At 43.9% G+C, this 23659-nt stretch carries 22 protein-coding genes, 1 other RNA gene and 3 pseudogenes; 20 read left to right on the plus strand and 6 right to left on the minus strand.

What is annotated here, in order from left to right; genetic code table 11:
* Positions 1–15: 15 nt before the first annotated feature.
* Entirely contained in the window at positions 16–1083 is a 1068-nt protein-coding gene (locus N5E84_RS03490; protein ID WP_013856440.1) for a PLP-dependent cysteine synthase family protein, read from the minus strand.
* A gap of 119 nt (positions 1084–1202) precedes the next feature.
* On the opposite strand from N5E84_RS03490, the gene N5E84_RS03495 reads away from it, so the two are divergent.
* The gene (locus N5E84_RS03495; RefSeq protein WP_017044403.1) at positions 1203–1664 is read left to right on the plus strand and encodes an Lrp/AsnC family transcriptional regulator; all 462 of its coding nucleotides are present in this window, start codon (positions 1203–1205) and stop codon (positions 1662–1664) included.
* 19 nt (positions 1665–1683) lie between these two features.
* Here the strand turns inward: N5E84_RS03495 and tesB are convergent, their stop codons facing one another.
* A complete protein-coding gene (tesB, locus tag N5E84_RS03500) occupies positions 1684–2544 on the minus strand; it encodes an acyl-CoA thioesterase II (RefSeq protein ID WP_017044404.1) in 861 nt (286 codons plus the stop codon).
* A gap of 146 nt (positions 2545–2690) precedes the next feature.
* Here tesB and N5E84_RS03505 point away from each other — a divergent pair, with 146 nt between their 5' ends.
* Positions 2691–3122: a YbaY family lipoprotein gene (locus N5E84_RS03505; RefSeq protein ID WP_019281548.1), complete on the plus strand. Its 432-nt coding sequence runs from the start codon at positions 2691–2693 to the stop codon at positions 3120–3122.
* 68 nt (positions 3123–3190) lie between these two features.
* Here the strand turns inward: N5E84_RS03505 and N5E84_RS03510 are convergent, their stop codons facing one another.
* Positions 3191–3493: an MGMT family protein gene (locus N5E84_RS03510; protein ID WP_019281549.1), complete on the minus strand. Its 303-nt coding sequence runs from the start codon at positions 3491–3493 to the stop codon at positions 3191–3193.
* Between the two features lie 69 nt (positions 3494–3562).
* On the opposite strand from N5E84_RS03510, the gene N5E84_RS03515 reads away from it, so the two are divergent.
* From N5E84_RS03515 to N5E84_RS03550, 8 genes and pseudogenes are all read left to right on the plus strand, one after another.
* Positions 3563–4306, plus strand: coding sequence for a hypothetical protein (locus tag N5E84_RS03515; RefSeq protein WP_017044406.1), 744 nt, complete (start codon positions 3563–3565; stop codon positions 4304–4306).
* 83 nt (positions 4307–4389) lie between these two features.
* Positions 4390–6456 (plus strand): GGDEF domain-containing protein, encoded by a 2067-nt coding sequence (locus N5E84_RS03520; protein ID WP_019281550.1) that lies wholly within the window; start codon positions 4390–4392, stop codon positions 6454–6456.
* Between the two features lie 173 nt (positions 6457–6629).
* An RNA gene (ffs, locus tag N5E84_RS03525) (signal recognition particle sRNA small type) lies at positions 6630–6726 on the plus strand.
* 119 nt (positions 6727–6845) lie between these two features.
* Complete coding sequence (locus N5E84_RS03530; protein WP_019281551.1) at positions 6846–7469, plus strand: TnsA endonuclease N-terminal domain-containing protein; 624 nt, start codon at positions 6846–6848, stop codon at positions 7467–7469.
* Between the two features lie 2 nt (positions 7470–7471).
* Positions 7472–9337 (plus strand): Mu transposase C-terminal domain-containing protein, encoded by a 1866-nt coding sequence (locus N5E84_RS03535; RefSeq protein WP_017049080.1) that lies wholly within the window; start codon positions 7472–7474, stop codon positions 9335–9337.
* Positions 9303–10091 (plus strand): annotated as a pseudogene (locus tag N5E84_RS03540) (TniB family NTP-binding protein); the annotation flags it as partial. The gene N5E84_RS03535 and the pseudogene N5E84_RS03540, both read left to right, overlap by 35 nt.
* Positions 10092–10143: 52 nt before the next feature.
* Positions 10144–11175, plus strand: coding sequence for an IS630-like element ISVa15 family transposase (locus N5E84_RS03545; RefSeq protein ID WP_026027704.1), 1032 nt, complete (start codon positions 10144–10146; stop codon positions 11173–11175).
* A gap of 6 nt (positions 11176–11181) precedes the next feature.
* Positions 11182–11499 (plus strand): annotated as a pseudogene (locus tag N5E84_RS03550) (ATP-binding protein); the annotation flags it as partial.
* Between the two features lie 3 nt (positions 11500–11502).
* On the opposite strand, the gene N5E84_RS03555 reads toward N5E84_RS03550, so the two are convergent.
* Positions 11503–11811, minus strand: coding sequence for a helix-turn-helix domain-containing protein (locus tag N5E84_RS03555; protein ID WP_017045290.1), 309 nt, complete (start codon positions 11809–11811; stop codon positions 11503–11505).
* 100 nt (positions 11812–11911) lie between these two features.
* Here N5E84_RS03555 and N5E84_RS03560 point away from each other — a divergent pair, with 100 nt between their 5' ends.
* The 3 genes from N5E84_RS03560 to N5E84_RS03570 all read left to right on the plus strand — a co-directional run bounded on the left by N5E84_RS03560 (position 11912) and on the right by N5E84_RS03570 (position 14982).
* Complete coding sequence (locus N5E84_RS03560) at positions 11912–12457, plus strand: hypothetical protein (RefSeq protein ID WP_017045291.1); 546 nt, start codon at positions 11912–11914, stop codon at positions 12455–12457.
* Positions 12451–13803 carry a DEAD/DEAH box helicase gene (locus tag N5E84_RS03565; RefSeq protein ID WP_116285022.1) on the plus strand — a complete coding sequence of 451 codons (1353 nt, stop codon included), beginning with the start codon at positions 12451–12453 and terminating at the stop codon, positions 13801–13803. Before N5E84_RS03560 ends, N5E84_RS03565 begins: the two co-directional genes overlap by 7 nt.
* A gap of 28 nt (positions 13804–13831) precedes the next feature.
* A protein-coding gene (locus N5E84_RS03570; RefSeq protein ID WP_095661212.1) for an IS3 family transposase occupies positions 13832–14982 on the plus strand; the annotation gives its coding sequence in 2 pieces (ribosomal slippage) (positions 13832–14075 and positions 14075–14982; 1152 coding nt in all).
* Positions 14983–15310: 328 nt separating this feature from the next.
* Here the strand turns inward: N5E84_RS03570 and N5E84_RS03575 are convergent.
* Together N5E84_RS03575 and N5E84_RS03580 are read right to left on the minus strand one after the other, a co-directional pair.
* Complete coding sequence (locus N5E84_RS03575; protein WP_081245312.1) at positions 15311–15796, minus strand: VOC family protein; 486 nt, start codon at positions 15794–15796, stop codon at positions 15311–15313.
* A 110-nt stretch (positions 15797–15906) separates the two neighbouring features.
* Positions 15907–16938 carry an IS630-like element ISVa15 family transposase gene (locus N5E84_RS03580; RefSeq protein WP_026027704.1) on the minus strand — a complete coding sequence of 344 codons (1032 nt, stop codon included), beginning with the start codon at positions 16936–16938 and terminating at the stop codon, positions 15907–15909.
* A gap of 334 nt (positions 16939–17272) precedes the next feature.
* Between N5E84_RS03580 and N5E84_RS03585 the strand changes: the two genes are divergently transcribed.
* From N5E84_RS03585 to N5E84_RS03615, 7 genes and pseudogenes are all read left to right on the plus strand, one after another.
* Complete coding sequence (locus tag N5E84_RS03585; protein WP_013856449.1) at positions 17273–17881, plus strand: thermostable hemolysin; 609 nt, start codon at positions 17273–17275, stop codon at positions 17879–17881.
* A gap of 10 nt (positions 17882–17891) precedes the next feature.
* Positions 17892–19391 (plus strand): AMP-binding protein, encoded by a 1500-nt coding sequence (locus tag N5E84_RS03590; protein WP_081245310.1) that lies wholly within the window; start codon positions 17892–17894, stop codon positions 19389–19391.
* Position 19392: 1 nt separating this feature from the next.
* Positions 19393–20134 (plus strand): annotated as a pseudogene (locus N5E84_RS03595) (TenA family transcriptional regulator).
* Positions 20124–20921 (plus strand): SDR family oxidoreductase, encoded by a 798-nt coding sequence (locus tag N5E84_RS03600; protein WP_081245308.1) that lies wholly within the window; start codon positions 20124–20126, stop codon positions 20919–20921. Before N5E84_RS03595 ends, N5E84_RS03600 begins: the two are co-directional and overlap by 11 nt.
* Positions 20922–20948: 27 nt before the next feature.
* Positions 20949–21578 carry a tetratricopeptide repeat protein gene (locus tag N5E84_RS03605; protein ID WP_176212345.1) on the plus strand — a complete coding sequence of 210 codons (630 nt, stop codon included), beginning with the start codon at positions 20949–20951 and terminating at the stop codon, positions 21576–21578.
* A 3-nt stretch (positions 21579–21581) separates the two neighbouring features.
* Positions 21582–22238: a response regulator gene (locus N5E84_RS03610; RefSeq protein WP_013856454.1), complete on the plus strand. Its 657-nt coding sequence runs from the start codon at positions 21582–21584 to the stop codon at positions 22236–22238.
* Between the two features lie 61 nt (positions 22239–22299).
* Positions 22300–23640 (plus strand): sensor histidine kinase, encoded by a 1341-nt coding sequence (locus tag N5E84_RS03615; RefSeq protein ID WP_176212347.1) that lies wholly within the window; start codon positions 22300–22302, stop codon positions 23638–23640.
* Positions 23641–23659 lie beyond the last annotated feature (19 nt).

Below are 23659 nucleotides of genomic sequence, written 5' to 3' on the forward strand. Positions count from 1 at the left end.
CGTTTTGCTAGGTCACTAAGCTAATTTAGCCGTTGTTTCAAAGGCTTCTAATTTTGAAAGATAAGGTGTTAAATCACCAATATTGCTTTTCACCCAATCGGCACAGTAATAGGTATCTAAATAACGTTCGCCGCTGTCGCATAACAGCGTCACGATGGAGCCTGTTTCACCTCGTTGTTTCATCTCACTGGCAATTTGCAAAACCCCATAAAGATTGGTGCCGGTAGAAGGGCCTGCTTTGCGGCCGAGTAGTTTTTCCAACCAATAGATCGTAGCGACACTGGCGGCATCCGCAACGGTACGCATTTCATCGACTACGCCGGGAATAAAACTCGGTTCAACTCGTGGACGACCAATTCCTTCAATTTTGCTACCACACTGCAAGGTTAAGCTTGGGTCTCGGCTTTTGAAATAATCATGAAATACCGAGTTTTCAGGGTCTACAACGCACAGTTTGGTATTGTGTTTTTGGTAGCGAATAAAGCGGCCTATAGTTGCTGAGGTTCCGCCTGTGCCTGGGCTCATTACAATCCATGTCGGAACGGGGTGATCTTCCATTTGCATTTGGTTAAAAATACTGTCGGCAATATTGCTATTACCACGCCAGTCGGTTGCACGTTCAGCATAAGTGAACTGGTCCATATAATGACCATTCAGTTCTTTGGCTAAGCGGTGTGATTCGGCATAAATTTGATCAGAGCGATCGACTAAATGCGCTTGGCCGCCATAAAGCTCAATCTGCTCAATTTTTTTACGTGCAGTACATTTGGGCATTACAGCAATAAAAGGCAAGCCAAGTAAACGGGCAAAATAAGCTTCTGATACCGCAGTACTGCCCGATGAAGATTCAATGATAGTCGTTTCAGGGCCAACCCAGCCGTTACAGATGGCATACAGAAAAAGAGAACGGGCTAGGCGGTGTTTGAGCGACCCCGTAGGATGCGTACTTTCATCTTTGAGATAAATATCGACCCCAGCGACACAAGGCAAATCGAGCTTGATCAGATGAGTATCGGCCGAGCGTTGGTAGTCCGCTTCTATTTTTCGAATTGCGTTGTTAATCCATTGATGATCGGTGCACATGGTTCTCTCTCCATCGTTATTATGAGGGTAATTTACCCTTAATGTGAGAGAAAAGCTTTGCTATTTTGCCTGTCATTTTGTAGTTTTGGAGAAAATTATTCTCTTATTCTGGGGAGGCTATGGAGCTTGATAGAATTGATCGTATGATCCTCTCATTACTGCAACAAGACAGCACTTTGTCGCTAAATGATTTGGCTGAAGCGGTGAACTTAACCACCACACCTTGCTGGAAGCGATTGAAAAAGCTTGAAGAATCTGGCGTGATTGCGCAGCGAGTTGCCCTGCTTGACCCAGAAAAATTAGATTTGAGTTTTACCGCGTTTGTGTTGATTAAGACCAGCGATCACTCTCACGAATGGTACAGCCATTTTGTCATGACTGTGTCTGAGTACCCTGAGGTGATGGAGTTCTATCGAATGGCGGGTGAGTACGATTACATGATGAAAGTGTTGGTCAAAGACATGAAGTGTTTTGACCAGTTTTATAAAAAACTGGTCAATGGCGTGAAAGGGATTAATAACGTGACTTCAACCTTTGCAATGGAGTCATTGAAGTACACTACCCAATTGCCTCTGGCATAGCCTGCTCGTCCGAGTCTTTTTATTTGGTGAAGCGCATCACACCTTCTTGCACTGCTGTTGCGACTAAATCTCCTTGGCGGTTGTAAATCTCGCCACGCACTAAACCACGGGTATTGCTGGCCGTAGGGCTTTCTATTGCGTAGAGCAACCATTCATCCATTTTGAATGGGCGGTGGAACCAAATCGAATGATCAATCGTCGCGACTTGAAAGTTAGGCGTCATCAAAGAGACTTTATGAGGGTGCAACGCTGTGACTAAAAACCCCCAATCAGACGCGTAACCGAGCAAATATTGATGGATGAGTTGGTTATTTGGCAACTCACCATTAGCGCGTATCCACATGTACTGTTTTGGCTCCGCTTTTTGTGGTTTTAGCGGGTTAATTACGGTCACTGGACGCATCTCAATCGCTTTTTCGCCACAAAAAACCTTTTTTATTTTTTCAGGTAATAAGTGTGCAATCTGGGCTGCCAGTTCAGATTCAGAGGCAAAATTTTCAGGACCAGGGATGTCAGGCATGGTGTTTTGATGTTCAAAACCGGGCGCTTCACCGTGATAAGAAGCGGTGAGATAGAAAATCGGCCGACCATTTTGAATGGCTTTGACTCGTCTGGTACTGAAACTGCGTCCGTCTCTTAAATTCTCAACATCATAAATAATTGGTTTTTCAGGATCTCCGGGGTAAAGAAAATAGCTATGAAATGAGTGAACAGTGCGGTCGGAATCAACCGTATAGCGAGCCGCCGAGAGTGCTTGGCCAATCACTTGCCCACCATACACTTGTGGCAGACCTAAGTTCTCGCTCTCACCTCGGTATAAACCTTCTTCTAGCTTTTCCAGTTGTAGCAAATCCAATAGTTCATTTAATGGTTTACTCATAGACCCTCACCGAGATTCTTAATGTAATTATTATCATTGTTGACTAAGTCAATATCTTGTTAATACCAAATGGACGACCATGACAGCAGATAAAACCGAACCTATAATCATCACCTATCTAACACCATAACTGAGGTTTTATCCTTATGAAAAAGGCACTGTTGCTGATTATGTCGTCTGTTTTGGGTCTAATGCTTGTGGGTTGCCAGTCAGCGCAAAAACCAACCTCTTCCGAGAGCAATATTCAATCTATCATGGGTACGGTTTCGTACCGTGAGCGTATTGCACTGCCGGATAAGGCGCTTGTCACTATCACTTTGCAAGATGTTTCATTGGCTGATGCACCCGCTAAAGTGATCGCAAAACACCGCTTTGAAACTAACGGAATGCAAGTGCCGCTTGAGTTTGACTTGGCATTCGACAACCGAAAAATTGATGCTCACCACCGTTACAGCGTCAGTGCTCGCATCGAAGTAGATGGAAAACTGCGCTTCATTACGGACACCCATTACGCCGTGATTACTGATGAGAATAACACTAAACGGGTTGATTTGCGTTTGGTTGGTGTTAAACAGTAAAACAAGAAATAGTAAAACAGCCCTTTCCCGTGCTAGATAGGCGGGAAAGGCGCTTGACCGAAAGGGGCTTAGGGGCGCCACTGGTATAATCGAAGTTTTATTTTGCCATGCTCGTTCACTTCGACGCCTTCGGCGATCAATTTCTGTCGTTGACGTAACAAATCCTCTCCTTTTAGCGAAATCTCTCCTTTGCTGTTGATCACACGAAACCAAGGTAATCGGCTGTTTTTAGGTAGGTTACCTAATGCTTTTCCAACATGTCGTGCGTGGCCGGGGTAGCCAGCTAAGCGAGCAATTTCGCCATAAGTGGTCACTTTTCCCGCGGGAATTTGATGTATAACTGCAAAAATTTGCGCTAAAAATTGGTTCATGCTGACAATTCGTCCATACTAGCAGTGTCCTAGTTCGATAGTTACCAAGGAACGGTATAAGGAGAGGGCATGCTATTTTCTACCTTTCAATTTTTAATCACAACCGTGTTGGCTGTGGTTTGTGCAAGAGCCATAGGTTTAAGCGAAGGGGACATCCCTGTGCTGGCCATCGTGATCCCTGCGCTGTGGATTTTACCGCAAGGGGGTGTCGCGGGTGTGTTGCTACTGGCCGCAATGACCGCTTACGGTTTCACTTTATCTTATCAGCCGATCGCCCTTTCTGTCAGTGTTTGGGTGCTACTCCCGTTGTTGATGGTGGTCTTTTCTAAACGCAGTAGCATGGGTGTTATCTTAGTGAGCACGTTGATCGTACTGACGTTGCAAGTCGGTATCATCGTTACTCAATCGGCTGGGAAATTAGGCGGTACAGGCTGGCTTACTGTTATTCAGACTCTTTCTGTTATCGTTGTTTGGTGGTCGGTTGCGCACTGGAAGCCATCTAATAAGCACCGTTGGTGGGCGTTAGGGTTACTGCTACCGTTATGGATGGCCGATTTCTCGTATGCAGTGTTAGTTGCGTTAAGCATTACTGGCATTATGGCGTCGATGGAAAGTTTAACCCAATCCAAACCAGTCGCAGTGAATTGGAATGGTTTGTTATGCTGGACACTTCCGACGGTAGGCTTTGCAAGCTTAGTCGTCTCGCCCACAAGTGACGTACCAAACCCAGTATTCGTGGTTTGGATCTGTTTACTGGCAACCGCTTGGATGACCGATTATCTACTCAAGAGCACCGAAGAGAATACCGAATGACCAGAACACAAATGAATGTAGATTAGAGCATGTTGTGGGTGAAGTTGTGACTTCATTCTTATGCATATATAGAGCATTAGTATATGATGCTCACCTCTCAGTACAATAATATAAACGTCATGGTTCGTGCATTTCGGCTAATAGGTCTTTTATGGCTAGCAACGGCGGCACACAGCGTCATTAGTGCTCCCATAATCAACGCTAAAACATATCGAGTAGCGACAGAAGCGGACGATGTTGTCACGCGTATTTTGTTTGATGCCATTGCTTACCAATTTCGCCTTGAGATTGACTATGTTAATTACCCCAGCTTTGATGCGATCTTGACCGCTATCGAACAAGGGGAGAGCGATTTTGCAGCCAATGTGACTTACACCGAACAGCGTGCTCAACGCTTTGATTTCTCAAGTCCTACCAATATTGAATACACCTATGCATTTAGCCATAGCAACGTACAGTTAACCGATCTGGCGAGGGTCGGGGTTCCCAAAGGAACGATTTATGGTGAGCTGATTGCCGCTTATTTTCCTCATATCATACAGGTTGAGTATGATGGTGCTCGGCGTGCCAAAGAACTTTTAAGCACGGCTGAAGTCGATGTTGTCGTAGACGCGATTAATCAATTAAAGCCGATGTTGATGGCAGGGCTCGATGCGCAATTGCTTAATGACCAACTGCCTATTCAGCCGGTTGCCATTATTACGCTAAAAGGGCACAACACTTTATTACTCAACAAAATTCAAGAATATGTGCACTCAGCGTCGGTACAAAAACTGCTTAGAAAATCAGTACAAAAATACCAATTTGATATCCGCAAACAGGCGTTGCGTCAATCAGTCATCGATAGCGGCTTAAACGTGCAGCGACCGTTAAAAGTAAAATTGGAGAACATCAGCCAATTTGCTCAGTATCAGCACGATGGTAAAGTGAAAGGAATAAACGCGGACATTGTTTTTAAAGCATGTGACATTCTGTTGCTCAAATGTGAACTGGCCAGCCAGCCAGACGAAACGTGGGAGAGTATGTATGCCGATTTGGTCAATAAACGCATTGATATCCTAGTACCAGTTACCGTCTCTCAACAACGAAAATCCGACGTTTATTTCAGTGACACGTATTACCAGCCTGAAGCCGTCTTGATTAAGCGTGAAAATTACAAAGACAATGTTTACAGCAATGTGTCTGAATTAATTGTTGAGCGCATCGGCGTGATTAAAGAAGATTTCTTTGAAGAGCTGTTAGGAAAAATGCTGCCCAATAAAGTGCTACATGTTTATAAAACTCAAAATGAATTGGTCAAAGCCTTGCTCGGTAAGGAGGTCGATTACATCGTTCTAAACCGTGCTAACTTTAACCAAATATTGCGTGAAGCGGATAACTTATTGCCGTTGGAGGAAGATCTATTTATCGGCAGTTTTTACTCGTCTGAGATTGCAATGGGCTTTCCCAAAAATAGCATGGGCGCTTCGCTGGCTCCTTTATTTACTCGTGCTATTAAGATGATTGATACGCAGAAAATCATCAACACCTATGATTATCAACCGAATTGGCGAGCAACGTTAGCGGCCGAGAAAACTTTTTCACGCCACACTCAATGGCTGTTTACGTTGGTATTTGGCTTCTTGTTAGTGGTTGCTTTCTATCTACACTCACAATCTGTTACCGATAATTTAACCAAGCTGCGTAATCGCCGAGCTTTATATCGCCGTTATTCGAGAGGCTTAAACAGCGATCTAACCTTGATTTATTTAGATGTGAATAACTTTAAGCCGATAAACGATAACTATGGTCATGAAGTGGGGGATGAAGTGTTGAAAGCACTTGCCAGCCGTATCGATTCTATTTGGCGTGGTCGTAGTTACCGAATCGGGGGTGATGAATTTATCCTGATTGGGCAATATAGTGATGAGGAGCTTGAGCCTGTGTTAATGCAGTTAGAGTCCTTTACCTACAGCGATTCTGCTCGAAATTTAAACATAAAAGTCAATGTGGCGATTGGTGTGTCGAATTACAGAGATCATTTCATGAGCCTGGAAGAAGTATTGCACCAAACTGATATTGCCATGTACCAAAGTAAGCACCACGGTAGCGGCCAACGAGATAATACAAAGCCTCTTCTCAAGATAATCAGAAGTTCAAACAAGAGCTAAAATAGTTCACCTATTTTATTGAGTAGAAGAGAAAACAGAAGATTTGTTCAAATGGTGTTCACTTAAAACAAAAAGCTTCCATCCATTGGGATTTCGGCTTGCAATCATTACTATGATGCTTGATAATCGCCGCACTCTTTGGCTAGCAAGCCAAGAAAACAAATCAATGGAGGCTCTGGTCCTCCCGCAACACTAACTTGTGAACTCGGTCAGGCCCGGAAGGGAGCAGCCGCAGCAGGCGACGTGTGTGCCGGGATGTGGCTGGGGCCTCCACCCTTTTGATGTTTGCAACATATGTTCGCATAAATTGCAGAATAGTTTGCAAATTTGCATTATAAGTCTTCATAGACTATTTTTTGTTGTAGGTTTACAACAAAAGTGATTTGGCTATGTTTGACCAAACTAAGAAATCATCTCACGTACACAACATCTGTAAGTTCATGAGCTTGAAGAATGATGCTGTTGTTCGCACTCTCTCCATTCTGGAGTTCGATTTCTGTTTTCACCTCGAATACAACCCAAACATCAAAACTTTTACCTCTCAACCTTTTGGCTTTCATTACCAATTCAATAATCGTAAATGTCGATATACCCCAGATTTTTTAGTGACGGATCACAAGGGGCAATCAACTTTCTTCGAAGTTAAGCACTCCAGTCAGATACTCAAACCTGATTTTAGGGAGCGCTTTGAAGAGAAGCAGAGAGTAGCGTTGAATGAGTTCAACAGACGGCTAGTTTTAGTTACTGAAAAGCAAATCAGGATGGGACCAACGTTAGACAACTTTAAGTTGCTACACCGCTATTCTGGATTGCGTACAGTGACAGAATTTCAAAAGCGAGTTTTGGCTTTTATTCAACGCAAGCAAATGGTGAAACTGCAAGAGGTGTCTTTGTATTTTGGTCTATCAGAGCAAGACACACTTATCTCTACTCTACCTTGGATCTCTTCGGGGCACGTTAAAACAGACCTCAATACGATTGGCTTTGGTCTAGAAACTTGCGTTTGGTGCTAACTATGCCATCGGACTCTAATAATATATTTGGGTTCTTTGATGAGTTTGAAGCGTCAGAAGAAAAATCACAACGGCTTCCCAAAGAGCTAGTGCTAGAACCCATTGAAGTACTGTCGACCATAGATAGCTTGCCAGCAAAAATTCAGGAAGAGGTTCTTCGCCGCATAAAAGTTATTACCTTTGTGGAGACGCGCTTGAAAGGTGGGTGGACTGAGAAAAACTTGAAGCCCATCTTAAGTCGCGTTGAGTCAGAATTACAGCTTACTCCCCCTAGTTGGCGGACTGTAGCAACTTGGAAAAAATCCTACTCTGAAGCAGGTAGAGAACCATGGACACTTATTCCGAAGCATACGTTTAAGGGCAACCGCCAAAAAGAAATGGATTCGCAATCCTTGATTGACGAGGCAATTCAGAGCGTATACCTGACACGTGAACGACTTAGCGTTGCAGAAGCATACCGATATTATAAGAGTCGAGTGATTCAAATAAATCGAGGGATTGTTGAAGGAAAAATCAAGCCAATTGCCGAACGTTCTTTTTACAATCGAATAAATGAGTTGCCCCCTTATGAAGTGGCGATTGCAAGATTTGGTAAACGATATGCAGATCGGGAGTATCGCTCGGTTGGTCAGCAGGTCGCTGCAACTAAACCTATGGAGTTTGTTGAAATAGACCATACACCAGTTCCAGTGATTTTGATTGATGATGAATTAGATATTCCGTTGGGCCGCCCCTATTTGACGATGCTTTATGACCGTTTCAGTAAGTGCATTGTTGGTTGCAGTATCAACTTTAGAGAGCCAAGCTTTGACTCTGTTAGAAAGGCTCTGTTGAATTCACTTTTGGATAAAAGCTGGCTCAAAGCAAAGTATCCATCGATTGAGAATGAGTGGCCTTGCCACGGTAAGATTGATTGCTTGGTCGTCGATAACGGTGCCGAGTTTTGGAGTCAAAGCTTGGAAGATTCGTTACGGCCTTTGGTGTCAGACATTCAATACAGTCAAGCAGCGAAGCCTTGGCGAAAGTCAGGGATCGAAAAGTTGTTCGATCAAATGAATAAAGGGTTAGTTAACGCGCTGCCTGGAAAAACCTTCACCAATCCTACTCAACTACAAGATTACAATCCAAAGAAGGATGCGGTGGTTAGGGTATCGGTATTTCTTGAATTACTCCATAAATGGATTGTCGACTATTACCACATGGCACCAGATTCTAGAGAGCGTGAGATTCCATACCACAAGTGGCACCAATCGAAATGGACGCCTTCTTACTATGATGGTGCTGAGAAGGAGCAACTCAGAGTAGAGTTAGGATTGCTTAGACACAGAACCATTGGAGTGGCTGGGATCGGGCTGCATAACTTACGTTATCAGTCCGCCGAGCTTATTGAATATCGGAAATATTGCACACCTAATAATGGCAAAAAGCTTTTTGTTAAGACCAAAACAGATCCTTCGGATATCAGCTACATTCATGTTTACCTAGAATCAGAAAAGAAGTACATAAAAGTTCCAGCGGTAGACAACAGCGGGTATACAAACGGACTTTCACTTTTTGAACACCAGCGCATAAAAAAAGTACGCAGACTGAACACCAAGGAGCTTGCTGATGATGAGGCTCTTGCGGATACATTTCTATATATGAAAAAACGTATCCAGGAAGAAACCGATAGATTCCGTCGTGTTAAAAGTAGCAAGCCCAATCTTCCTAAAACAGGTAACACTTCGAAACTAGCAAAGTTTAATGATGTCGGCTCTGAGGGACCAAGCTCGATCAACGAGACTCCTGTTAGGCACAAATCTGAGGTTGTCTTCGATGCCACAGAGCACTTAGATGACGATGATTTTGAAGATATTGAAGGGTATTAATTTGAATTTAACGCCAAAGCAGCTTGAGCAGCTAAAGTCCTTTGAAACCTGCTTTATCGAGTATCCCGCGATAACTGAAATCTACTCTATTTTCGATCAACTTCGTTTCAATCACACTCTAGGTGGTGAACCAGAGTCTTTCTTGTTAACTGGTGAGGCCGGAAGTGGAAAGACGGCTCTGATCAACCACTACTTATCACGCTTTCAATCAGGTTCAACTTGGGGAAAGCAGCCAGTATTAAGCACTAGAGTACCAAGCCGTATCAATGAACAGAATACGCTTACCCAATTTTTGGTTGATTTAGATTGTAAATCAGGAGGAAGAGGTGTTCGGCGTCGTAATGAAATCGCTCTTGGCGAAGCGGTTGTAAAGCAACTTAAACGAAAATCTGTTGAGCTGATTATTGTTAATGAAATTCAAGAGCTTGTTGAGTTTTCAACCGCAGAACAGAGACAAGTTATTGCCAACACATTCAAATATATAAGTGAAGAAGCAAGAGTCTCGTTTGTGCTAGTGGGTATGCCTTATGCTGATGTGATAGCGACAGAACCACAATGGAACTCGCGGCTAAGCTGGAGGAGAAAGATACATTATTTCAAGTTGTTGAAAGCGAATAGTCATTCGAGTAGAACGGCATCTTATGGGTTTGATTTAGAACAAAAAAAGCATTTCGCCAGATTTGTCGCGGGTTTGAGCTCAAGGATGGGCTTTGATGAGCCACCGGTACTTACAAAGAATGAACTGCTATACCCGTGATCATTGAAGATGCTTGATTTTCAATAGAATCAGGATCATGCTACAAACCATGAAAATCACACTGACTCCTCAACAGAAACTGCAACTCGAACAGATGCACGACATTGAGCGTGATAGTCGAGTTTGCGACCGTATTAAGGCTGTTTTGCTGGCTTCTGAAGGCTGGAGTCAGACTATGATTTCACAAGCTCTTCGTATTCATGAATCGACCGTTGCACGTCACCTCAGTGACTACGTACTTTCTGAAAAACTTAAGCCTGAGAATGGAGGAAGCCAAAGCAAGCTTTCTGCTATTCAAACCATGCACCTAATCGAGCATTTGACTGAGAAAACCTATTCTCATACTCATCAAATTGTCGCCTATGTTAAAGAGACGTTTGGGCTTGATTATACTGTTTCTGGTATGAACAAATGGCTTCACCATAATGGTTTTAGCTACAAGCAACCGAAAGGCATACCACACAAGTTTGATGAAGCAAAACAGCAAGCATTCATAGAGGCGTATGAAGCGCTAAAGGCAAGCTGTGGCGAGGATGAATCGATAGTCTTTATCGATGCAGTTCACCCAACACTATCAACAAAGATATCGCATGGCTGGATACGTACTGGTCAGGATAAAGTGATTGAAACAACGGGTAATCGTAGCCGATTGAACATTATTGGCGCACTGAACCTGTCGGATATTGGTGCAACCATTGTTCACGACTATGAGAGCATTAACAGTGAATCGATTGTTCGTTTTTTCTGTAAGTTAAGAGAGAGTTATTCGTTAGCCCATAAGCTTCATATCATATTAGATGGTGCGGGATATCACCGCAGTGACTTAGTCAAAGATGCGGCGTTTGTCCTGAATATTAAACTGCATTATCTTCCACCTTACAGTCCAAACCTCAACCCAATAGAGCGGCTATGGAAAGTAATGAATGAGAAGTCGAGGAACAACGTTTACTTCAAAAGAAAACGGGACTTCAAGGCGGCAATAGACCAATTTTTTTCTGTGACTCTTCCAGAGATCGCAGGCTCTTTGACATCTCGAATTAATGATCATTTTCAGGTTCTCAAGCCTGCATCTTCAAGTTGATTCGGTATATATCCTTTGTTTGCAATGTGCCGAGGAGAATGTAGAGCGTTAAAACTCTTCTTGAAAGACGCGTTGCTTATGAGTTTTAACGAGAATGCTGATACGATAGACAGAGCAATTTTGTCACGCACTTTTGCATTCAAGTTCCCTTACCTAGATAACCCGTTTGATCGTCCTTTAGAGAAGCTTAGTCTTCATCAAATTGACTCTGGTTCTGTTTACAACTTAAATGCGATCACCACTGAAGATAAAATAGTGGCTCCTCGCTTTACTGACGCCATTCCGTTGAGCATACTATTGAGTAAAAATGGGCTTAAAGCTTAGAGGCTACTTTTCACGGTTTAGGCTGTCCAACAGCATCGCTTTCTCTTCATCACTCATCTTATCGATCGCACACGCCAATTCTGCGCTTAAATCATTTTCACAAAAGAAATAATTTAAAGGAACATTAAGCTCCTCAGCCATACGCTGTAGCGTGCCAATATCAGGTACATGTCTTCCTTTTTCGTAATGATTCATACGACCACTAGCCGAGCCTTGTTCCATGCCAATTTTCACCCCTAAATCTTTTTGGGTGATCTTGGCTTTTTTACGCGCAGCTTTGAGCCTCGCTGGGATTGGGTTGTCTTTTTGCACTTACACATTTCTTTTCAACCTTTAGATAACTTAGATTGTCTAAGTTTTACTGATTTTTGTATACTTAGCAATCCTAAGTTTTAGTTGTGTAAATGTTCAGATGAAGAAATCCAAGAAAATAAACGCATACATGTTTAACCTATTGATAGAAAAAGAGATGGATAACTTTTTAGTTGTTGAACTGAGAGATGCGTTGATGTCGATTACTAAAAATGTCACAGATCCGGATGAAGCGAGAAAGTATGTATATAGGCAAATACTCTCATTTGAACGTAAAGGTTGGCTTTTTTCTACAGGAAAAGATCGGGCTAAGAGATACCAAAAGACAGAGTTATTTCGTCAAATAGACTTTTCACCCCGTGAATCAGAGGTCAAGTCACCACCTGAAACAGAGTTAATCACTGAAGTACCGATGAGTGGATTAGCTGTATTACTAAAAGAAAAAAATCAGCATGAAGGTGAGCTGGCAATTGTTCTTGGTGAAGTTGAAGAATATCAATCCTTGATCAACCGATTTCCACAAAATCGTGATCTGTTTTTACCTTTGTTTACTGATGCAAAGGAATGTTCAGCTCGTCTGCTTGGTAAAATTAACGCTATATCTAAAGCTCTTAAAGCATCTGGTTTTCGAGGGATTGAATGTTAAGGTTATGGCAAGATCAATGTGTACAAATAGCTCTGAATAAGTTTGAAAAACAACATGCTCACTTCTTTTGTCAAGCAACGCCGGGTGCAGGTAAAACAGTGATGGCCGCTGAATTAGCAAAGCAGTTATTTATACGTGATGAAATAGATCTCGTGTTGTGCTTCTCTCCATCACTCACAGTCTCTGAAAGCATTAAACGAACATTTTCTTGGAAATTAGATTGCTCATTTAATGGTGGTTTGGGTTCTTTAGGCGCTTCTTATACTTATCAAACTATTCGTTTTTTAGGTGATGATTTTTGGAGTACGATGAGCAAGCATCGTGTGTTTGTAGTGTTTGATGAAATTCATCATTGCTCCTATGAAGAACAAGGGCGATCAAATGTATGGGGTGAGCAAGTGCTCGCGAAAATTCAAGGATTGGCTAAATACACTCTCGCTTTATCAGGAACGCCGTGGCGTTCTGATTCTCTACCTATTGCGATGGCTGACTATACCGACCCTGAAGGTCAGCTAATTTTCGATTATCAATATGGATTAAAGCAAGCCATCCAAGATCAGGTCTGCCGACGTCCAAAAATCGTATTGGTAGACAATGAACATTTAACCATCGACGGCAAAGGTGAGATGCAGTCCTTTTCTTCGATATTAAATCTTCTCAAAGAATCAGATATTTCTTATCAAAGCGTTATTCACAATGAAGAGGCTATGGGTTATTTGCTTGAGGAAGGGTGCAAAAAACTAGCGCAGATCCGTCAACAATCACCGCAAGCTGGCGGTCTAGTTGTTGCTTCCTCGGTTAAGCATGCGAAAGTGATACAGGAGTTACTGATACAAAAATTTGGGCAATCGGCGTGTATTGTTACGTACCATCATGATTCGCCACTTGAAGAAATTGATGCTTTTAGGCATGGGAGCAGTCAGTGGATAGTCAGTGTTGGGATGATAAGTGAAGGTACGGATATTCCTCGGTTGCAGGTTTGCTGTCATATGAGCTCAGTGAAAACAGAACTCTATTTTAGGCAAGTTTTAGGTAGAATACTGAGAGTCACAGACAGCCCAAATCAAGAAGCGTGGCTTTTTACCTTTGCGGAGGAAAGCCTTGTCGGTTTTGCTGAACGGATCGAACAAGATATCCCAGATACGTGCATGTTCATAAAGGATAAACAGGATGAAGAACAGTTAAATTTTCTTAATACTTCAATAGCTCCACAGTCAGAATTAAACCGACATTCATCAACGCAAGCGAATACTTTTACTTGGCAACAAATAGACAGTGACTCAGTGTCCAAGAATTCTGAGTACTCCCCAACTGATCCGCACCACCAGTTTTGGACACCTAATTAAGTGAGTACAATCACTAATGAGGTGAACCATGACAAACAAGAAAAAACGTATTCTCCATTCTGCTGAATTTAAAGCAGAAGCACTGAAGCTAGCAGAAAAGCTGGGAGTAGCTACGGCAGCGCAGCATCTCTCGTTACACGAATCCCAGATCTACGGTTGGCGTAAAGCAGCCAAGAAAGATACTAGCACCAGTCAGCGGGAAAAAGATCTAGCCGCTGAAGTCGCAAAGCTCAAAAGGCAATTGGCCGAGCAAGCTGAAGAGCTAGATATCGTAAAAAAGGCCGCCACCTACTTCGCGAAAAATCTAAAGTAGATAGCTACGAATTTATGCTCGAACACCTGCTGTGCTTCAGTGCTGTCCGCATGGCTAAGGTGTTCGGGGTTTCACGAAGTGGGTTTTATTACTGGATTAAGCATCGCCACAAGGCCACTCAGCGCGAGGTAACTCGCCAAGAGCTTGATACGAAGGTCAAAAAGGCTTTTGACAACAGCAAAGGCCGTGATGGTTCAAGGCGTATCCAGAAAGAGCTGGCAGAGAACGGTGATAGCCGTAATGTTAAAACCATTGCCGCTAGTATGAAGCGTCAGGATTTAACGCCGAAAGCGGCACGTAAGTTTAGGTGCACTACGGATAGCAAACATAAAATGCCAGTTGCTCCGAACCTGCTAGCTCAGGATTTTAACGCGGAGGCTCCGAATCAAAAGTGGGCGGGAGACATCACCTATGTTGCGACAAGTGAAGGCTGGCTGTATTTGGCGGTAATTATTGACCTTTATTCAAGGCAAGTAGTCGGCTGGTCTATGGATACCAGAATGACCGCAACACTGGTCTGCGATGCATTATCAATGGCCTTGTTCCGTCGTGGGTTCCCTGAGCAGGTGATCGTTCATAGTGACCGAGGTAGTCAGTACTGCTCAAAAGATTATCGAGACATCATAACCGCTTATAATCTAAAGCAAAGTATGAGTAGGAAAGGAAACTGCTGGGATAATGCTTGTGTTGAGAGCTTCTTCCATTCAATGAAGGTTGAAGCGATCCAATATGAGCCGATCATGACGCGAGACGAGATGCGTCAAACGCTCTTTGAATACATCGAGGTTGATTATAATCGGACAAGAAGGCACAGTGCTCTTGGGTATCTAAGTCCAGTTAACTTTGAAAATAAAAATGTCGCTTAATGAAGTGTCCAGTCTGGCTGGAGCAGATCAGTTCCTCGATGGTGCGTTAACTTGTTCGCGGATAAAGAGCAGCTAAAAATATTCAACATTACTGCAGATATACAAGAACCTGTTTACTTGGTTAGCAAACTTAATTCACCTCTTGCTAGGCGTTATGAGCAAGTCATTGATGTTATTGATCACTCTTTTAAGGTTGTTTGACTTGATTGAACCTCACATAAGCAGATGATATTGGCATTAAAGCTTCATAGCTGACCTTGCAATAGAAACCAAAAAGGGCTGGTTGTGCTACCTGCCCTTGAAATTTTATTAATGCATCACAGATCGACTATTCGTAATCAGAGGCATAAGTTTCTTCGTATGAGTGCGAGTAAAGCTCAAATAGGTTACCAAATGGGTCTTCTAGATAAACCATTTTAGCGAGCTTGTTATCATCTTTTGGGTGGTAACGCATGATATCCATACGCGCTTTACCGCCATATTGTTCAATGCGCTTAATCGCGCCTTCAAAGTCGTCGGTTTGTAGACAGAAGTGGAAGATACCAAGGCGAGAGAAGTCTACTTCGTGACGCTCTTCGCGCTCTTTCATTTCAAACAGTTCAACGCCAATACCATCAATTGTTACTAGATGTGCAATATTGAAACCTTTGAAACCCTCACCAAAAACAGCAATACACATGCGTCCAATCGCTGACTCTCGCTCTTCAATAACTTGTGTATTATTCATAACGATTTTTAAACCTAAAGCCTGAGTGTAGAACTCAACAGCTTTATCCATATTGCCAACCATAATACCGACGTGATTCATTTTCATAATTCGCTCCTAATACCTTTGATTTTTTGGCTTCGTTTCGATAGATGGAAGTATATGGAGATTTATTGATTAAATAAAATTATCAGTAATTATAAAAATGATATACCGAATCAACTTGAAGATGCAGGCTTGAGAACCTGAAAATGATCATTAATTCGAGATGTCAAAGAGCCTGCGATCTCTGGAAGAGTCACAGAAAAAAATTGGTCTATTGCCGCCTTGAAGTCCCGTTTTCTTTTGAAGTAAACGTTGTTCCTCGACTTCTCATTCATTACTTTCCATAGCCGCTCTATTGGGTTGAGGTTTGGACTGTAAGGTGGAAGATAATGCAGTTTAATATTCAGGACAAACGCCGCATCTTTGACTAAGTCACTGCGGTGATATCCCGCACCATCTAATATGATATGAAGCTTATGGGCTAACGAATAACTCTCTCTTAACTTACAGAAAAAACGAACAATCGATTCACTGTTAATGCTCTCATAGTCGTGAACAATGGTTGCACCAATATCCGACAGGTTCAGTGCGCCAATAATGTTCAATCGGCTACGATTACCCGTTGTTTCAATCACTTTATCCTGACCAGTACGTATCCAGCCATGCGATATCTTTGTTGATAGTGTTGGGTGAACTGCATCGATAAAGACTATCGATTCATCCTCGCCACAGCTTGCCTTTAGCGCTTCATACGCCTCTATGAATGCTTGCTGTTTTGCTTCATCAAACTTGTGTGGTATGCCTTTCGGTTGCTTGTAGCTAAAACCATTATGGTGAAGCCATTTGTTCATACCAGAAACAGTATAATCAAGCCCAAACGTCTCTTTAACATAGGCGACAATTTGATGAGTATGAGAATAGGTTTTCTCAGTCAAATGCTCGATTAGGTGCATGGTTTGAATAGCAGAAAGCTTGCTTTGGCTTCCTCCATTCTCAGGCTTAAGTTTTTCAGAAAGTACGTAGTCACTGAGGTGACGTGCAACGGTCGATTCATGAATACGAAGAGCTTGTGAAATCATAGTCTGACTCCAGCCTTCAGAAGCCAGCAAAACAGCCTTAATACGGTCGCAAACTCGACTATCACGCTCAATGTCGTGCATCTGTTCGAGTTGCAGTTTCTGTTGAGGAGTCAGTGTGATTTTCATGGTTTGTAGCATGATCCTGATTCTATTGAAAATCAAGCATCTTCAATGATCACGGGTATAAATTATAATTATAAGCGAAACGCAAGATGTCTTCGTGTTAGAACCAATACAAATGGCGATAGTAGAAAATGATAATTTTCCGTATCTAAGCCAATCCGTGACAGGCTAATTTAGAAAAATCGTTCAGTTCAGATTTGGCCACACATTTGCTAGTGAGCTAAGTGGTATCGGATATTCAACGGCTCCTCATCCATTGAGTTGAAGAAAAAATCTCTTATTAAGGGATTCTTAAGTTACGTCCGTTATTTTTGTTTACAGAGTAAGCAAAAAGGAAATGCCGATGAAAACCATACGCTCAGCATCTGATCTGCAATTGGCCGTAATTGATCCCTCTCATCCTCGCTGGTTGGAAGCCATACACCTTGTGCGCGAGCGTTATCAGCAAGCGTTTGATGCACGCCTTATTACTTTTATGCCTGCTTATTTAGCTTTGCTTGATCATGACGAAATGAAATCCGTATGTGGTTTTCGCGTAGCGCAGCAAGAGCCTCTATTTCTCGAACAATACCTTGACCAACCTGCCGATGAAATTTTATCGCAGCGTTTTGATTGCCGAGTATCCCGAAGTGCTTTGATTGAATTTGGCCAACTGGCCTCTTTTGGTCGTGGTTTATCGGCGCTGCACTTTACTTTGATCGCTCAACAACTGGTTGATTTAGGGTATGAATGGTGCGTTTTTACAGCAACGGATCCACTGCATGCTTTGATGCGTCGATTTGGTTTACAACCGACATTGATCGCGAAAGCGTCAGCATCTTGCATTCCTAACGCCAACCAAATTTGGGGCAGTTATTACCAACACAGCCCTCGAATTTTAGCGGGAAATTTGGCGCAGGGGCTGGCGTTGCTCAACCGATTTCATTTAAACCAGAAACAAGCGTGAGGCCTTTGCTATGAACCGAATTTTATCGGCGCTTCATCAACATGCGCAGCAAAAGCCAGATAGCATTGCCTTCATTGGGCACAATGCCAAACAAGAAAAGATAGCGCTGAGCTATCAACAGCTCTTAGAAAAAGTGGAAGCCACAGCACGCACATTGTGCCAGTGGCAGGTTCAGCGTATTGCATTAAAAGCTGAAAATAGTTTGGATTGGGTGATCATCGACCTTGCGGCCATGCACGCAAAAATAGTGCTCGTTCCTGTACCTACTTTCTTTAGCAAGGCACAGGTTGAACACTTACTGTATGAATCGGGTGTTGATGTTTGCTTAGGTGATTGGCCAACGCTAGGTGAACCTTTCTCAACGCTCAGCCATCTACCTGCTTTTGTCTATTTGGCGAATCCATCAGCACAGGTGTTGCCTTTGACGCAAAAAATCACCTTTACGTCTGGGTCCACCGGAACGCCGAAAGGGGTGTGTTTGAGTGACGAAAACATGCAAGCGGTCACGCTGGCGATCGCAGAGAAAATGTCCGCGCAAGTTGAGCGTCACCTCGTGATGCTGCCTCTCTCAACCTTGTTGGAAAATATTACGGGTGTGTATGTTCCTTTGATTCTGGGTGTGACATCGACAGTTGTCTTTGGCAGCGAAGTAGGCTTGACCGGTTCTAGCCAGTTCTGTGGTGCAACGTTCGCACTTGCACTGCAACAGTTTCAGCCGTCAAGCTTGGTGTTAACGCCTGCGTTATTGCTGGCATTAATTGAAGTCGTCAAGCAGAGCCCAGCTCTTGCGCTGCCTTTACGCTGGGTTGCCGTGGGCGGGGCGCGAGTGGCTCCCCAATTAATTGACGCAGCTCGCCAGCTCGGCATTCCCGCTTTTGAAGGGTATGGTTTGTCTGAAAGTGCTTCGGTCGTGAGTATGAATACACCCCAACAAAATCAGCCGGGGTCTTGCGGACAGGTGCTGTCTCATCTTCAGGTTTCGCTGGCACAAGATGGCGAATTGTTAGTTAAAGGCAACACGGCTTTGGGGTATTTAGGTGAGCCGTTTAGCCACGAGTGGTTGTCAACTGGCGATATGGCCACAATCGATGATGAGGGTTTTTTAACCATCATCGGGCGTAAAAAGAACCTCATCATCACCAGTTTTGGGCGTAACGTGGCCCCTGAATGGATTGAATCTCAAGCATTGGCTTTGATTGCACACCATCGATTTGTGGTGGTGGGCGACGGGCAGGCAGGCCTCACGGCCGTCAGTGATAGTCCTTTACCTGATCTCGTTACGCGCGTGCAACAGCTCAATAGCGTGTTGCCCGATTACGCACACATCACGCAGCTTTGGTTGGTGAGCGATATTCACTGCTGGCAAAAGTGGCTGACCGCTAATGGTCGCCCAAAACGCTTAGCTATTGAAAACGCACTGCAAGAGGCTCGCTTGGCGCGCCACACCACTAATCCACAGACGGTTTTTATCTCTATTCCTTCCTTCTATTCAATGGCTGAGGAGCTTTAAAATGAGCAAATTTTTCCATATTTTAAAAACACAAACTGAGCCAGCACAGCAGCAGATGTTGCAAGCTCCGGTATTTGATGCCTGCGCAAGAGGTGAGATCAGCCTAGAGATGTATATTCGTTTTCTCACTCAAGCTTATCACCATGTTAAACATACGGTGCCACTGCTGATGGCATGTGGCAGCCGCTTAGGCGATGAATATGAGTGGGTACGAACGGCGATTGCCGAGTACATCGATGAAGAAAAAGGCCACCAAGAGTGGATCTTGAACGATATTAAAGCGTGCGGTGGTGATGTGGACGCAGTGCGTCATAATGAGGGCGCAGGGCGCAGGGCGCGTCAGCGCTTCCATCGAACTCATGGTGGCGTATCTCTATCACCAGATTGATCGCGCTAACCCGTTGAGCTTATTTGGTATGGTGTGGGTACTTGAAGGAACCAGTGTGGGTGTCGGTGGGAATATCGCACGGTTAGTCAAACAGCGTTTGGAGCTTCCTGATGCGGCGATGACCTATCTCACTTCGCACAGTGAACTTGACCAAGGGCACATCCGCTTTTTTGAATCGTTAATGAACAACATTCAGTGTGTATCCGATCAAGAGGCCATCATCCTCTCTGCAAACATGGTGTTTGATCTGTATGGGCAGATGCTGCGAGAACTACCGCTTCCTTGCGAGTCAATGGTGCATGCAGGTTCGCAAGATTTAGCTTCGCAAGGTGTAAGGTCGCAATATGGATCTTAATCATCAACATGTTTTACTCACCGGCGCTTCCGGTGGTATCGGGCAACGCATTGCATTTCTGCTTGCTAAGCAAGGAGTCAGTCTAGTTCTGGTGGCTCGTGATGGTCAAAAACTCGAGCAACTTCGGCAAACGCTACCCATGCCTGAGAAGCATCTGACTTTGAGTGCAGATTTAAGCACAGAGTCAGGAATAGAGCAGATCAACACCTTCATTCAGCGCTTTTTTATGGGCCAGAAACGAATCAGTGTGGTGATCAATAATGCGGGCATCAACCAGTTTCGCTTATTAGCCAGACGAACCGCAGTTTCAGTGCAGCAGGAGCTGCATTTGAATTTACTTGCTCCGATGCAACTGACTCAATCGGCGATACATTGGTTGAATAAACCGGGGATTATTTTAAATATTGGCTCAAGTTTAGGGGCTATTGGTTACCCGGGTTATGCCACGTACTGCGCGACCAAAGCAGGGTTGCACCGTTTTAGTGAAGCGATGCAGCGTGAGCTTGAGGGGACGGGTATCAAGGTACTTTACCTAGCGCCGCGAGCGACCAATACCGAGCTAAATAATGACACGGTGAACCAGTTCAACCAAGCCGTAGGCAACCACTGTGATGAGCCAGAGGTTGTTGCCCAACATGTGCTTAGTATGCTCGAAAGCGAATCAACAACTCGCTGGATTGGCTGGCCTGAAAAAGTGTTGGTGCGATTAAATCAACTATGGCCAGCAGTGATTTCGTCGGCAATTAAAAAGCAGCAAGCGACCATTCTTGCCTTTTTGAACCGTTAAAGCGTGATAATTCAAGGAGAACAACATATGAAAACTGTGTTTAAATGGGCCAGTGCATTGGTCATCTTTGCGGTAAGCACGACACCCGCTTTTGCGATCACTCCTTTAGCTCAGGTTCAATCTGATTGGGCCAAATGCCAATACAAAATGAAGTCGAGCGATGATCAAGAACGTTGTTTTGAGCGTGTCATTATGCGTAACACCTTAGAGATGCAATCAAGCAACAGCCCAGAACTCAAAGTGTGGCTTGCCATCAATAAATCCTCATTAGCGGGCGTAAAAGGTGGGTTGGGTGCGCTATCTTTAGTGAAAGAGGCGAAATTATTGTACGAAGAGGTTATCGATCAAGCGCCTAATACCTTAGATGGCTCGGCTTTCACGAGTTTAGGCACCTTATATTACAAAGTGCCCGGCTGGCCAGTGGCTTTTGGCGACGACGTTAAAGCGGAAGAGTTGCTGCAAAGAGCACTGCTGATTAACCCGACAGGAATTGATGCCAACTATTTTTACGGTGATTTTCTTGCCGAGCAAGGCAGAACCGATGAAGCAAGAAAGTACCTGTTACAAGCACAACAAGCACCAGCAAGGCCACAAAGAGCGATTGCCGATGCTGGGCGTCAGCAAGAAATTGCCCTTTTGTTGGAGAATTTAAAATAACGTATGCGTTTATTATTAGTCGAAGATGACAAACAACTGGGCGAGTCAATGCAGGTGGCGTTGACTCGCCAAGGTTATACGGTGGATTGGCTAGAAAAAGGTGGCGGCGTGGCGTGTGCGCTCAAAACTGAACAGTTTTCGGCGGTGATCTTGGATTTAACCTTACCGGATATGGATGGTCTTGAGGTGTTGCGCGGCATTAGAAACGCCGGTTATTCGCTGCCTGTGATGATCCTAACGGCGCGTGATGATATTAGCGATCGCGTCAAAGGGTTAGATGGTGGAGCCGATGAATACATAGGTAAACCCTTTGCGCTAGAAGAGCTACTGGCACGTCTACGGCTTATCATTCGTCGCAGCTCGGGCAGCGCCGAGGCTCTGATTTCGATTGGTGATCTGAGCCTCTCTCTTTCCAAACAGGAGATTGAATATCGTCAGCAACCCCTCAAACTGACGCGCAATGAATATAAAATTCTCGCCAGTTTGATCACTCAAGCAGGGCGAGTGATGAGCAAAGAGCTATTGCAACAAGCGCTTCATGGCTGGGACGAAGGCAGCAGTGACAACGCTATCGAAGTTCACATTCATAACTTGCGTAAAAAAATGCCAGAAAATGTCATCAAAAATATCCGTGGTGTGGGGTATATGATTGAAAAATAAAAAAATCTTTTCGATTAAACGTCGTTTAACACAGTCGGCTGTATGGTTAAGCGGTGGCTTACTGCTCATTTCTCTTTATTTCAGTTTTTCTACTGCTCAACATGAAGTTGAGGAGGTGTACGATGCGCGCTTAGGTCAATCGGCAAAATTACTGTTGATGGCGACTTCTGTCTCTATAAAAGAAGGAGACAATGCCGATCTTCATCAACAGTTTGATCAGTGGATGCAAAGCATTGAACGTCTTTCGCAAGCCAACAAGGAGATGGCAACGCAGTATGGTCACCCTTATGAGCGGTACATTCTGTTTCAGTTTTATCGAGATGGTCAGTTGATGTACAGCTCCGATAGCCAGCAACCCGCTTTTAGCAGCAATGCCAGCAATAATGGATTTGGCAGCGTCACCATTGATGGCCAAACATGGCGCTATTTTCAGTTGTCGCAACCTCATCCTGATCACGGTTCGGAATACATTCTCGTTGCGGAAAAACAGAGTATTCGTGATGAAATGGTCAATGAAATTGCACTGTCGACTGCATTGCCGCAATTGATCCTGATCCCATGCGTTATCTTGGTGCTGGTGATGCTTATTGGCCGAAGTTTCAAACCACTGCAAGAGCTAAAATCGGCGATTGCCATTCGCAGTGTCCACAAGTTGGATCGCATTTACGTTACAGAACAAACCACTGAACTTTCACCATTAGTAGAGACACTCAACCAACTGTTGGCTCAATTAGAATTGGCTTGGCAGCGAGAAAAACGCTTCACACGCATGGCTGCTCATGAACTTAAAACACCACTAACGGTATTGAGATTAAATGCCGAAAACGCGATGCTCAGCCAGAATGAGCAGCAACTGAAATATGATTTGGACATGATTCTTAAGGGTATTGAGCGTACTGACCGCCTTATTCATCAGTTGTTGATGTTAGCCAAAGTAGAAAGCACTATGGAATTGTCATCACAAACGGTCGATCTCTCAGTCTCTATTAAGCAAGTTATCGCAGACCTTGCGCCGTTAGCGTTAAAGCACGACCAACAATTGAGCTTTGAAGGGCAGAGTTTGTCGGTTCAAGGCGACGAGCTATTACTCGGCGTGTTGTTTAAAAACTTAATCGATAATGCGATGCGCTATTCTGGCGTACACAGTCACATTGATATTACGTTGCATGGCGATGATCAGTTTATTCAAGTGAATGTGACTGATAGCGGCCCCAACATCACGAACGAAGCCCGAGAAAAAATATTTGATAACTTTTATCGAGCTAACAGTGAAAAAGGCGATGGGGCAGGGCTTGGAATGTCGATTTGCCGTGATATCGCCGCGCTGCATAATGCCACCGTCGAGTTGCTGCCGAGACACAACGACAGCAACATCTTCAGGGTTTGTTTTTATCTAAGTTAACGGGTCTCTTCTGTTTTTA

Origin of the sequence: Vibrio sp. J502 (assembly GCF_025397955.1) — a bacterium.
Taxonomy (GTDB): Bacteria; Pseudomonadota; Gammaproteobacteria; order Enterobacterales; family Vibrionaceae; genus Vibrio; species Vibrio anguillarum.

What these genes read in the sequence shown, in the direction of transcription:
- N5E84_RS03490 (WP_013856440.1), bottom strand. Translation starts at nt 1,083, where the DNA reads ATGTGCACCGATCATCAATGGATTAACAACGCAATTCGAAAAATAGAA.
- N5E84_RS03495 (WP_017044403.1), top strand. Translation starts at nt 1,203, where the DNA reads ATGGAGCTTGATAGAATTGATCGTATGATCCTCTCATTACTGCAACAA.
- tesB (WP_017044404.1), bottom strand. Translation starts at nt 2,544, where the DNA reads ATGAGTAAACCATTAAATGAACTATTGGATTTGCTACAACTGGAAAAG.
- N5E84_RS03505 (WP_019281548.1), top strand. Translation starts at nt 2,691, where the DNA reads ATGAAAAAGGCACTGTTGCTGATTATGTCGTCTGTTTTGGGTCTAATG.
- N5E84_RS03510 (WP_019281549.1), bottom strand. Translation starts at nt 3,493, where the DNA reads ATGAACCAATTTTTAGCGCAAATTTTTGCAGTTATACATCAAATTCCC.
- N5E84_RS03515 (WP_017044406.1), top strand. Translation starts at nt 3,563, where the DNA reads ATGCTATTTTCTACCTTTCAATTTTTAATCACAACCGTGTTGGCTGTG.
- N5E84_RS03520 (WP_019281550.1), top strand. Translation starts at nt 4,390, where the DNA reads ATGATGCTCACCTCTCAGTACAATAATATAAACGTCATGGTTCGTGCA.
- N5E84_RS03530 (WP_019281551.1), top strand. Translation starts at nt 6,846, where the DNA reads ATGTTTGACCAAACTAAGAAATCATCTCACGTACACAACATCTGTAAG.
- N5E84_RS03535 (WP_017049080.1), top strand. Translation starts at nt 7,472, where the DNA reads ATGCCATCGGACTCTAATAATATATTTGGGTTCTTTGATGAGTTTGAA.
- N5E84_RS03545 (WP_026027704.1), top strand. Translation starts at nt 10,144, where the DNA reads ATGAAAATCACACTGACTCCTCAACAGAAACTGCAACTCGAACAGATG.
- N5E84_RS03560 (WP_017045291.1), top strand. Translation starts at nt 11,912, where the DNA reads ATGAAGAAATCCAAGAAAATAAACGCATACATGTTTAACCTATTGATA.
- N5E84_RS03565 (WP_116285022.1), top strand. Translation starts at nt 12,451, where the DNA reads ATGTTAAGGTTATGGCAAGATCAATGTGTACAAATAGCTCTGAATAAG.
- N5E84_RS03575 (WP_081245312.1), bottom strand. Translation starts at nt 15,796, where the DNA reads ATGAAAATGAATCACGTCGGTATTATGGTTGGCAATATGGATAAAGCT.
- N5E84_RS03580 (WP_026027704.1), bottom strand. Translation starts at nt 16,938, where the DNA reads ATGAAAATCACACTGACTCCTCAACAGAAACTGCAACTCGAACAGATG.
- N5E84_RS03585 (WP_013856449.1), top strand. Translation starts at nt 17,273, where the DNA reads ATGCCGATGAAAACCATACGCTCAGCATCTGATCTGCAATTGGCCGTA.
- N5E84_RS03590 (WP_081245310.1), top strand. Translation starts at nt 17,892, where the DNA reads ATGAACCGAATTTTATCGGCGCTTCATCAACATGCGCAGCAAAAGCCA.
- N5E84_RS03600 (WP_081245308.1), top strand. Translation starts at nt 20,124, where the DNA reads ATGGATCTTAATCATCAACATGTTTTACTCACCGGCGCTTCCGGTGGT.
- N5E84_RS03605 (WP_176212345.1), top strand. Translation starts at nt 20,949, where the DNA reads ATGAAAACTGTGTTTAAATGGGCCAGTGCATTGGTCATCTTTGCGGTA.
- N5E84_RS03610 (WP_013856454.1), top strand. Translation starts at nt 21,582, where the DNA reads ATGCGTTTATTATTAGTCGAAGATGACAAACAACTGGGCGAGTCAATG.